Source organism: Pseudomonas sp. SORGH_AS_0211, from assembly GCF_031453455.1.
Classification (GTDB): domain Bacteria; phylum Pseudomonadota; class Gammaproteobacteria; order Pseudomonadales; family Pseudomonadaceae; genus Chryseomonas; species Chryseomonas aestiva.
Map to the genome: position 1 here is coordinate 1,534,279 of NZ_JAVIZV010000001.1, position 10,722 is coordinate 1,545,000.

Annotated in this window: 9 protein-coding genes (1 of these 9 only partly in view); 4 read left to right on the top strand and 5 right to left on the bottom strand. The window is 66.4% G+C overall.

Annotated features, from left to right (window positions below; all coding sequences use genetic code 11):
• Positions 1 to 125: 125 nt before the first annotated feature.
• From QE393_RS07180 to QE393_RS07195, 4 genes are all read right to left on the bottom strand, one after another.
• The gene (locus QE393_RS07180) at positions 126 to 1,097 is read right to left on the bottom strand and encodes a LysR family transcriptional regulator (RefSeq protein ID WP_273807123.1); all 972 of its coding nucleotides are present in this window, start codon (positions 1,095 to 1,097) and stop codon (positions 126 to 128) included.
• Between the two features lie 92 nt (positions 1,098 to 1,189).
• On the bottom strand, positions 1,190 to 2,710 hold the full coding sequence (locus tag QE393_RS07185; protein WP_273807124.1) for a tripartite tricarboxylate transporter permease: 1,521 nt from the start codon (positions 2,708 to 2,710) through the stop codon (positions 1,190 to 1,192).
• Positions 2,707 to 3,225 carry a tripartite tricarboxylate transporter TctB family protein gene (locus QE393_RS07190; RefSeq protein ID WP_273807125.1) on the bottom strand — a complete coding sequence of 173 codons (519 nt, stop codon included), beginning with the start codon at positions 3,223 to 3,225 and terminating at the stop codon, positions 2,707 to 2,709. The genes QE393_RS07185 and QE393_RS07190 overlap by 4 nt, the downstream gene beginning before the upstream one ends.
• A 28-nt stretch (positions 3,226 to 3,253) precedes the next feature.
• Positions 3,254 to 4,252: a tripartite tricarboxylate transporter substrate binding protein gene (locus tag QE393_RS07195; RefSeq protein WP_310042723.1), complete on the bottom strand. Its 999-nt coding sequence runs from the start codon at positions 4,250 to 4,252 to the stop codon at positions 3,254 to 3,256.
• A gap of 292 nt (positions 4,253 to 4,544) precedes the next feature.
• Between QE393_RS07195 and QE393_RS07200 the strand changes: the two genes are divergently transcribed.
• The 4 genes from QE393_RS07200 (at position 4,545) to QE393_RS07215 (ending at position 9,085) form a co-directional block, all read left to right on the top strand.
• Entirely contained in the window at positions 4,545 to 5,864 is a 1,320-nt protein-coding gene (locus QE393_RS07200) for an MFS transporter (protein WP_273807127.1), read from the top strand.
• Positions 5,857 to 6,807, top strand: a complete 951-nt coding sequence (locus QE393_RS07205; RefSeq protein WP_310042724.1) for an amidohydrolase family protein — start codon at positions 5,857 to 5,859, stop codon at positions 6,805 to 6,807. The genes QE393_RS07200 and QE393_RS07205 overlap by 8 nt, the downstream gene beginning before the upstream one ends.
• Positions 6,804 to 7,817 carry a 4-hydroxythreonine-4-phosphate dehydrogenase PdxA gene (locus QE393_RS07210; protein WP_310042727.1) on the top strand — a complete coding sequence of 338 codons (1,014 nt, stop codon included), beginning with the start codon at positions 6,804 to 6,806 and terminating at the stop codon, positions 7,815 to 7,817. Before QE393_RS07205 ends, QE393_RS07210 begins: the two co-directional genes overlap by 4 nt.
• Before the next feature lie 92 nt (positions 7,818 to 7,909).
• Positions 7,910 to 9,085, top strand: a complete 1,176-nt coding sequence (locus QE393_RS07215) for an L-rhamnonate dehydratase (RefSeq protein WP_310042728.1) — start codon at positions 7,910 to 7,912, stop codon at positions 9,083 to 9,085.
• Between the two features lie 52 nt (positions 9,086 to 9,137).
• Here the strand turns inward: QE393_RS07215 and QE393_RS07220 are convergent, their stop codons facing one another.
• Positions 9,138 to 10,722, bottom strand: partial view of a UvrD-helicase domain-containing protein gene (locus tag QE393_RS07220; protein ID WP_310042729.1) — the 3' portion only. The gene runs 365 nt beyond the window's last position; 1,585 of the gene's 1,950 nt are visible here — the last part of the coding sequence; its start codon lies beyond the right edge, outside the window; it ends in the stop codon at positions 9,138 to 9,140.

The following is a 10,722-nucleotide window of genomic DNA, read 5'->3' on the forward strand; positions in this document are numbered from 1 at the left end:
GACCCCGGCAGGCAGCGGGGCGGACGAGGGGCGACAGGACGGGCATGGTAGGTGACTCCGGCGTCTGGCAGGCCGGTTCACTATGCCCAAGCAGGACGGGTGGGGCAATCGACGGGCGTTGCAGGTCAGCCTGGGGTGGCGGCTGAGCCGTCGTCGTGCCGCAGCCGCCCGTGCTCGCTGCGCACCGCCACCATGAAGGTCTGCATGGCCGAGGACTGCACTCGGTGCCGGCGACGGATCAATCCATAGGGCGGCAGCCGCGGCTCGAAGGCGATGGGCAGCACCGCCAGCAGGTGCCGGCCGGGGTAATCGTTGACCACCGACAGCGGGGTGACGCCGAGCATGTCGGTCTGCTGCACCAGCGCCAGCAGGGTCATGATGGAGGTGGTCTCGACGATGCTGCCGGGGATATCGACCCGGGCATCGTGGAAGGCCTGGTTGATGATGGCCCTCATCGGGCTGGGGTGCTGCTGCAGCACCCAGGTGTGCTCCTGCAATTCGCCCCAGGTCAGGTGGGTGGCCTGGGCCAGGGGATTCTGGGCGCCGGCGATCACGCAGAGCACCTCTTCGCCCAGGCTGTCGAACAGCAGTTCCTCGGCGCGGGCGCCGGTGGGGATACGCCCCAGGACCACGTCCAGCTGGTCTTGCAAGAGTGCCTGGACCAGCACGTCGCTGGTATCCACCTGGATCGACATGGACAGTCGCGGATGGCTCTGCTTGAGCGTGGCGATGGTGCGGGTCAGCAACCCCGACGCCAGCGCCGGAATGGCGCCCACCGCGACCCGGCCGAGATTGCCCGATTCCAGCGCGACCAGCTCCTCGCGCATGCCCGAGAGTTCGGCGAAGACCATCCGCGCGTAGTAGATCACCGTCTCGCCAAAGGCCGTGGCGCGCATGCCCCGCGGCAACCGCTCGAACAGCCCGACGCCCAGCAGGCTCTCGATCTCGTGGAGCATCTTGGTGGCGGCCGGCTGGGTCATGCCGATGTCGTCGGCGGCGCGGCGCAGGGAGCCGAATTCCGCCAGTGCCAGCACCAGCCGCAACTGGCGCAGGCGCAGGCGGCTGTGGATGGTATGGGCATCGGGAATGCGCGTCATGCTGGCGGACCTTGGGGCAGGGGAGCCGGCTAGGGTAGCGCATGAGCCCGGGCCTGGCGTCGGCGGGGTGCGTCCGCGCCAGGCCGGGGCGTTCACGAGGGCCGTACCTTGGCTCGCGGCTGGCCCGGGCGCAGGACCTGCAGTCCCCGCGCCAGCAACGGCCAGCAGAGCATCAGCAGCGCCGCGGTGGTCAGACTGCCCACCAGCGGGTTGGACCAGAAGATGCCCAGCTGGCCGTCGGAGAACAGCATCGACTGGCGGAAGGCGTCCTCGGCCTTGTCACCCAGCACCGCCGCCAGCACCAGCGGGGCGATGGGATAGCCGAGCTTCTTGAAGGCATAGCCGAGGATGCCGAAGCCGAGCATCAGCCAGACGTCGAACAGGCTGTTGTGCACCGAATAGGCGCCGATCACGCAGACGGTGAAGATGATGGGCGCGATGATGCAGAAGGGGATGCGCAGGATGGCGGCGAACAGCGGCACCGTCGCCAGCACCACGATCAGACTGACCACATTGCCCAGGTACATGCTGGCGATCAGGCTCCAGACGAAATCGTGCTGTTCGGCGAACAGGGTCGGCCCCGGATGCAGGCCCCAGATCATCAGGCCGCCCAGCATCACTGCGGCGGTGGCGGAGCCGGGAATGCCCAGCGTCAGCATGGGCAGCAGGGCGCTGGTGCCCGCGCTATGGTCGGCGGTCTCCGGGGCGATCACCCCTTCCAGCTCGCCCTTGCCGAAGCCCTCGCGATTCTTCGAGAAGCGCCGGGCCAGGCTGTAGCTCATGAAGGAGGCGGCGGTCGGGCCACCGGGCGTCACCCCCATCCAGCAACCGACCAGGGCGCTGCGCAGCCAGGTCAGCCAGTAGCGCGGCAGCTGCTTCCAGGTGCCGAGCACCGTACGCAGGGTGATGCGCGCCTGCTCGCCGCGAAAGACCAGGCCTTCCTCCACGGTGCAGAGGATCTCGCCGATGCCGAACAGGCCGATCACCGCCACCTCGAAGCTGATGCCCGAGAGCAGCGCCGGCTGGTCGAAGGTCAGGCGCAGATTGCCGGACACCGTATCCATGCCCACCGCCGCCATGGCGAAGCCGATCATCATGGCCGCCACCGTCTTCAGCGGTGGATTCTTGCTCATGCCGATGAAGGTGCAGAAGGCCAGCAGGTAGACGGCGAAAAATTCCGGAGAGCTGAATTCCATGGCGAAGGCGGCGATGCGGCTGGAGAGGAAGGTCAGCAGCAGCACTCCGACCAGGGCGCCCAGCAGCGCCGAGGTGAAGGCCGCGGTCAGGGCTTCGCCGGCACGCCCCTGGCGGGCCAGGGGATAGCCGTCGAAGGTAGTGGCCACCGACGAGGGCTCGCCGGGAATGTTGAACAGGATGGAGGTGATGGAACCGCCGAACAAGGCGCCCCAGTACATGCAGGAGAGCAGGATGATGGCCGAGGTCGGGCTCATGGTGAAGGTCAGCGGCAACAGCAGGGCGACGCCATTGGGCGCGCCCAGGCCGGGCAGCACCCCGACCAGGATGCCCAGCAGCACGCCGATCACCATCAGGGCGAGGTGATGAAAGGACAGGATCAGGCTCATCCCGTGCATCAGGGAATCGAATTCGCTCATGACAGGGTCCTCAGCAGGCGGGCGAGGTCGGCCAGGGGCCCAGCGTCCAACGGGACCTTGAACCAGAGGGCGAAGATCAGGTAGCTGGCCAGGCTGACCCCACCGGCGATGGCGAGGATCTGCAGCACGCCATAGCGCCTTTGTCGCTGGCGATCCCGCGCCATGAACCAGGCGATGAACAGGAAGGCCGTCAGATAAAGGCCGAGCAGGGGCAGGGCGACGACGAAGGCCAGCATCGGCAGGAATACCCGCAGCACCTGAGCGAAGGCGGCGCGCTCGACGAAGGTCGTGCGCAGCGCCTGCCAGCGCCACAGGGTCTGCAGCGCCGTGGCCAGGCTGGCCAGGCTCAGCAGCAGGCCGATGTAGAAAGGGAAGTAGCCCGGCTCGGGGCCGGCATCGCCCCAGCCGATACCCTGCTCCAGACTGCCAATCATCACGATGCCACCGAGCCCGGCGGTAAAGGCCGCCAGGCCCAGTTCCACCCAGCGGGTGGCGATCAGGGAATCTCCGGCCATGGCCGTCTCTCCTGTGTCGATGCGCCGATCAGCGCTTGAGCCAGCCCGCTGCCTCGAACACCGGGGTGACCCGGGCGGTGTCCTGGGCGATGTACTCCTGCAGCGCCTGGCCTTCGAGGAAGGTCGGCACCAGGGCATTGCGCTCGATGTAGGCCTTGAACTCCGGTGTCTGGCTGACCTTGCGCAAGAGCTCCACATAGAAGGTGCGCTGTTCGTCGCTGACGCCGCCTGGCAGCAGCACGGTACGCGGGAAGCGATACTGGTCGATGCCGAGTCCCTGCTCCTTGCAGGTAGGCACGTCGGACCAGGCCTGGGTGTCGGTGACCTTGGCGGTGTAGGCCATGCGCGCCTGGCTGAACACGCACAGCGGCACCACCTGCCCACCACGCCACTGGCTCAGGCTCTCGCTCGGGTTGTTAACATTGGAGGTGATGTGCTTGCCGGCCAGCTGGGTCGCCGCCTCGCTGCCGCTCTTGAAGGGGATATAGGTGAGCTTGGTGCCCTCGGTGCGATTGAGCAGCAGGGTCAGCGTCTGGTCGACGTCCTTTGACTGGCTGCCCCCCATGCGCTTGCCCGCCGGATCCTGCTTGATGGCATCGATGTAGCCACGGGCGTCCTTCCAGGGCGCGTCGGCGTAGCTCCAGAGAATGAAGTCATCCTCGGCGATGGCCGCCACTGGGGTGAGGTCGGCGAGCTGGTAGCCAAGCTTGGCGGTCAGCGGCAGCAGGTAGACGTTGTTGGTGGCGATGACCAGCTTGTCCGCCTCGCCCTTGGCCAGCTTCATCTCCAGGAAGGCCTCGGCGCCATTGCCGCCGCCCTTGTTCATCACCACGGTGCTGGCGTCGAGCAGCTTGTGCTGGGTGATGATCGACTGGATCAGCCGGCCGAGCTGGTCGGTGCCGCCACCGGGCCCGCCGGCGACGACGATTTCCACCTTGCCCTCGGGCTGCCAGGCAGCCTGGGCCACGGGAGCTACCGCCGCGGCCAGGCACAGGGGGAGGGCGGCGAGCAGGGAGATGCTGCGCATGGGACTACCTCTTTCTTGTCGTTGTTTTGGGTGGGCCGAGTGTGCGCAGTCCTGAGCAGGCCTGACCACTCAAAATAAGGCATGCACCGATAGCCTGAGGTTATGTCTCGCGCATCCTCTTGTCCCTAGCCGCATGGCAGAAGGGCTACAGCGATAGGGCACAACTGACCTATATCCTGAGGCTATACACCTATGCGCAGATTTGATTAGACGGTTATCGACCTGCATCCGATAGTCGACTTCGCCAGCCGGCAGCTGAACACCCATAACAAGAATCCTAGGGGTCCACGCCATGCTCTCGACGTCTCGTTCCTCACGCCTTGCCGAGGCCGCCGCGCCCACGGTGCTGCAGGCCTCTCGCGTCCGCTGGCGCATCTTCGCCATCATCTTCGGCCTGACCGTCATCAACCTGGTTGATCGCGTGTCCTTGTCCATCGCCATGCCCACCATCGCCCATGAGTTCCAGCTGACGCCGGCCATCCAGGGCCTGATTCTCAGCAGCTTCTTCTGGGCCTATGCGCTCCTGCAGATTCCCGGTGGCTGGCTGATCGACCGCTACGGCCCGCGCCGCGTCATCGGCTGGTCCACCGGTCTCTGGGGCGTCTTCCAGACCCTCGCCGCCTTCGCCACCGGCGGGCTGTCGCTGATCTTTGCCCGGGTCGCCCTGGGCGCCGCCGAGGCGCCGCTGTTCCCGGCCGGTGGCAAGCTCAACTCCCTCTGGCTGGCCTCCAGCGAACGCGGGCGCGGCGCGGTACTGATGGATTGCGGCGGACCGCTGGGCGTGGCCCTGGGCGGTCTGCTCATCGCCTACCTGATCGCCGTCTTCGGCTCCTGGCGCACCGCCTTCTTCATCGCCGGTATCGCCACCCTGGCCATGGCCTGGCTCGCCTGGCGCTACCTGAGGGACGATCCGGCCGCCCACCCCGGGGTCAATGCCGCCGAGCTCGCGCGTATCAACGAAGGTCGCACCACCTCGATAGCCCAGGCGGCCAAGGCTGGCGCCCGGGGCCTGGGTATCGCCCGCCGCTCCCTGGCTGGCATCCTTATCGGTCGCGCCAGCTGGGCCATGGTCTTCTTCGGCCTGCTGACCTGGGGGCCCAGCTACCTGGCCCAGGCTCGCGGTTTCGACATCAAGGGCATAGGCGCCGCTACCTTCGTCATCTTCCTCTGCGGGGCGGCCGGCTCCCTGGTCGGTGGCTTCCTCTGCGACCTGCTGGTGCGCAAGGGCGTGCGTCGTGGCCTCGCCGCCAAGGGACTGCTGTCCTGCTCCGGCTTGGTGGCCCTGACGGCCTTCCTGCTGCTGCCGCGGCTGACCGATCCCTATGCCGCCGTGGCGCTGCTGTCGCTCACCGCCTTCTTCCTCATGTGGGGCAGCCTCTACTGGAGCTTCCCGGCGCTGCTGGCGGCGCCGGCACGCGTCGGCCTGATCGGTGGGGTGATGAACCTGGCCGGCAGCCTGGGTGGTATCGCCGTGCCCATCCTGGTCGGCCTGCTGCTGCAGCACCTGGGTGGCTACCCGGCGGTGCTGGGCTTCTTCGCCCTCTGCTCCGGCCTGTTCATCCTCGGCACCCTGCTGATCGCCCTGGACACCCAGGAGGCGGCCCATGACTGAGCTCTACAGCGGACCCATCGTGGATGCCCATCACCACTTCTGGGAGCCCGGGCGCAACTTCCACCCCTGGCTGTCCGGTGCGGAAACCATCCCGTTTCGCTATGGCGATTACAGTGCTATCAGGGGCGACTATCTGCCGGAGCACTATTTCGCTGACGCGGCGGGCCATGACGTGGTCCAGACCGTCTATGTCGAGACCGAGTGGGATCCCCGCGATCCCCTGGGCGAGACCCGCTACATCCACGACCTGGCGCGTCGCCATGGCGTGCCCAATGCGGTGGTCGCCCAGGCCTGGCTGGATGCCGAAGACGCCGCCGAACTGCTCGCTGCCCAGGCCGCCTTCGAACGGGTGCGCAGCGTGAGACACAAGCCCGGTGGTCCGTCGCGCGCGGAAGAGATGGGCAGTCAGCGCACCCTGATGAGCGACGACCGCTGGCGCCAGGGCTATGCCGAGTTGCAGCGCCACGGCCTGCACTTCGATCTGCAGACGCCCTGGTGGAACCTCGACGAAGCCTGTCGCCTGGCGCGGGACTTCCCGGCTACCCAGCTGATCCTCAACCACACCGGGCTGCCGTCCGATCGCAGTGCCCAAGGTCTGGCCGCCTGGCGCGCTGCCCTGGTCCGCCTCGCCGAATGGCCCAACGTGGCGCTGAAGATCTCCGGCCTGGGCCTCGCCGGCCAGCCGTGGCGCGCCGACGACAACGCCTGGATCGTCCGCGAGGCCATCGCCGTCTTCGGTGCCGAGCGGGCCATGTTCGCCAGCAACTTTCCCGTCGACCGCCTCTGCGGCAGCTACGACACCATCATCGGCGGCTTCAAGCGTCTGGTGGCCGAGCTGCCTGCCACGGCGCAGCGCCAGCTCTTCCACGACACCGCCCAACGCCTGTATCGCCCGGTGACCGACGTCATCCGCCTGGACACCTACCTGAGGACTTCCGCATGAGCAATTCTCCGCTTCCCCGCCTGGCCCTGGTGCTGGGCGACCCGGCCGGCATCGGTCCCGAACTGATCGCCCGCCTGCTGGCCGATCCCGAGGTGCGCAGTCGCGCCCGCATGGTGCTGATTGCCGACGAGGAAGAGGCCCGCGCCGGCATGCGCATCGCCGGTTGCGAGTACCCCTGTCGCCGCATCCACGACTTGGATGCCCTCGATTTCCAGGACGACATACCCCTGCTGTATCCCTGCCGCGGCGCCGCCGAGGGCGCCTTCCCGCGCAGTGAGGCCAGCGCCGTCGGTGGCCGCTACAGTCTGGACACCCTGGCCGTCGCCCTCGACCTGACCCGGGCCGGCCACACCGACGCCATCCTCTTCGGTCCGCTGAACAAGACCTCCCTGCACCTGGCGGGCATGGGTCATAACGACGAGCTGCACTGGTTCGCCGAGCACCTGGGCTACCAGGGGCCGTTCTGCGAATTCAACGTGCTCGACGATCTCTGGACCTCGCGGGTGACCTCCCACGTCGCACTAAAGGACGTCCCCGGCCTGCTCAGCCAGGAGCGGGTGATCGAAGCCATCCAGCTGATCGACAACGAACTCAAACGCAGCGGCCTGGCTCGCCCGCGCATCGGTGTCTGCGGCCTCAATCCCCACAATGGCGACAACGGCAGCTTCGGCCGCGAGGAGCTCGACCTCATCGGCCCGGCCGTGGAGCGCGCCAAGGCGCTGGGCATCGCGGCCGACGGCCCCTATCCGGCGGACACCATCTTTCTCAAGGTCCAGGGCGATAACCGCGCCTTCGATGCCGTGGTGACCATGTACCACGACCAGGGCCAGATCGCGATCAAGCTGATGGGCTTTTCCCGCGGGGTGACCGTGCAGGGTGGCCTGCCCATTCCCATCGCCACGCCCGCCCACGGCACCGCCTTCGACATCGCCGGCCAGGGCCGCGCCAACGTCGGCGCGACCCGTCAGGCCTTCGAGATCGCCTGTCGCATGGGCGCGTCCCGCCACTGATCGCTGCCGAGGCGCCCAGGCGCTTCCCGAATCCGCCGAACCGGCTCGTGGAGCCGGCCGGCCTGACTCATGCTCGAAAAAAGGAAAGTCCGATGAAAATCACCAGCGTCCGCACCCGCGTCTTCGAATGGAAAGGCAAGGTCGTCCCGCCCCAGGCGCACTTCTGCACCAACGCCACCGACATCCTCTATGAGCGCGGCGACGCCATGGGCTCCTTCCGCTTCCACGGCTGGCTGGTGGTGGAGATCGAGACCGACAGCGGCCTGGTCGGCCTGGGCAACTGCGCCCTGGCGCCGCGGGTGGCCAAGGAGATCATCGATCTGTACCTGACCCCTATCGTCATGGGCCAGGATCCCTTCGACAACGAATACCTCTGGCAGAAGATGTATCGCCGCACCCACGCCTGGGGCCGCAAGGGCATCGGCATGGCCGCCATCTCCGCCGTCGACCTGGCGCTCTGGGACCTGATGGGCAAGGCGGTAGACAAGCCGGTGTTCAAGCTGCTGGGCGGTCGCACCAAGGAAAAGATCCCCTGCTACGCCTCCAAGCTCTACGCCAACGACAATCTGGACCTGTTCCTGGAAGAGGCCCAGGGCTATCTCAACCAGGGCTTCGACGCCCTCAAGATGAGATTCGGCTACGGCCCCAAGGACGGTCCCGCCGGCATGCGGCGCAACCTCGACCAGGTGCGCGCCCTGCGCGAGCTGGCCGGCCCCGATGTCGACATCATGCTGGAGTGCTACATGGGCTGGACCCTGGAATACGCCCGCCGTATGTTGCCCAAATTGGCCGAATTCGAACCGCGCTGGCTGGAAGAGCCGGTCATCGCCGATGACATCGAAGGCTACGTCGAACTCAAGAAGATGGGCATCATGCCCATCTCCGGCGGCGAGCACGAGTTCACCTCCTACGGCTTCAAGGACCTGCTCGAGCGCCGCGCCGTGGACGTCATCCAGTACGACACCAACCGTGTCGGCGGCATCACCGCCGCGCGCAAGATCAACGCCCTGGCCGAAGCCTGGTCGGTGCCGGTCATCCCCCATGCCGGCCAGATGCACAACTACCACCTGACCATGGCCAGCACTGCTTCGCCCATGGCCGAGTTCTTCCCGGTATTCGACGTGGAGGTGGGCAACGAACTCTTCTACTACGTCTTCAAGGGCGAACCCCAGCCGGTCGGCGGCTACCTGCAACTGGACGACGACAAGCCCGGCCTGGGCCTGGAACTGTCAGAAGAACATCTCAAGGACTTCGATGTGATCGAGTAGCGGTCGTCTCACGTTCCCGAGGCGGGTGACAGCACCCGCCGCGCTACCTAGCTCAGCCCGCCAATATCGCCGCCGCCCCCCGTGGCTGTCGGGTGTACCACAGCACCCGGCTGACCCCACGGGTCACCGCCACATAGCTCAGGCGCAGGGCTTCGTCGGCCATGGCAGCGTCATAGCTCTGCTGGAAATGCCCGCTGGCGGCATAGAGGGCATTGCGTAGCGGATGGGGCTGCTGGGGCTGACCGTCGTCTAGCACGATCGCCACCTCGGCCTGCAGGCCCTTGGCTCGGTGAATGGTGCAGGTCCGCACTCCGGGCTGACGGCCCAGCTGCTCGTTGATGGCTTTCAAGGGCGCGTTCAGACGACTCATCACCATGACCGCGCAGCGCTCCGGCCGCTCTCGTTCCGCTGCATAAGTCCGTTGTGCCTCGATCTCGCCCAGCAACGAAGCCAACTGGCGCGTGATATCGAATTGCGGTACGACCTTGACCCCGTGCCCCTGGTCATCCGCCACGCGGAAGGCCAGGGTTTTCTTGGGCTGCTTGTGGCGTACCTGCGTCAGAATGCGTTCACCGTCAGCCACGATGTCCGGTGAAGAACGGTAGTTGGTCCCCAGCATCAGCGTCTGGCTGGGCATCTGGCCTGGAAACCAGCGATCGAAATGAATGAACAGCTCCGGCGAGCTGCCCCGCCAGCCATAGATGGATTGCCAGTCGTCACCGATAGCCATCAGTGAAGGTGCGGCCTTCTCTTCGGCGAGTCTGCGCTGGACCTGCTGCAGCCAGAGGGCGATCTGCGGCGAGATGTCCTGGAATTCATCGATCAGCAAATGGGTAAAGGGTTGCAGGCGAGCAATCAGGGCGCGACTGGGTTTCTTGTCCAGGCGATCCGTCAGCACGGCAAAGGCCGTATTGAAGGTGATCAGCCGTTGCTCCTTCAGCAACTTGCCGAACTGTCGCCAGAACTGCTGCATGGCCTCGAGAAAGATCCGGTCCCGCGTCGAGCACTCCAGCTGGCTGCTCTTTATGGAGCCGATCCGCAGCCCCAGGGTCTCGGCGAATGAGGCCTGGCCATAGAAGAGATCGGGCAGTGGTTGCGGTTGGCGTTCGCCATTGAGGACGAAGGCCTGCAAGGACGGTGCGCCGGGTGGCTCTTCCTCATTGGGCGCCGCTAGTTCCAGCAACAGATGAACCCGACGACGAAAGCCGGCGTCCTCGCGGTAGCAGTTCTCGTAGGCCTGTATCAGGAGCTGCCGTTGGCCCTCGTTCAGGGTGGCGCCAGCCAGCATGCCGTTATCCGGCTCATCCTCACCTTTCGATTGAGTGGACAACTGCTCGAACCACTGCATCGCCCTCAGCTCTGAGCGCGTCAGTTGTGCCAGGGCCGAGTGAAAGGTCCTTACCAGTTCGCGTGCCGCCTCGTCATCCAGCGGAGCCTCCCAGAAGGCCAAGACGCGTCTGAGCTGCGCGCGCAACTCTTCGCAGGAAGCCTTGGTAAATGAGATGACGGTCAGTTGCTCACGCGGGATCTCGAGGTGGCACAGCATGAACACCACTCGCAGTACCAGCGTGGTGGTCTTGCCCGAACCGGCACCCGCGAAGATTCGCGTCGCCGGGGCACGCGCCAGGATCATCTTC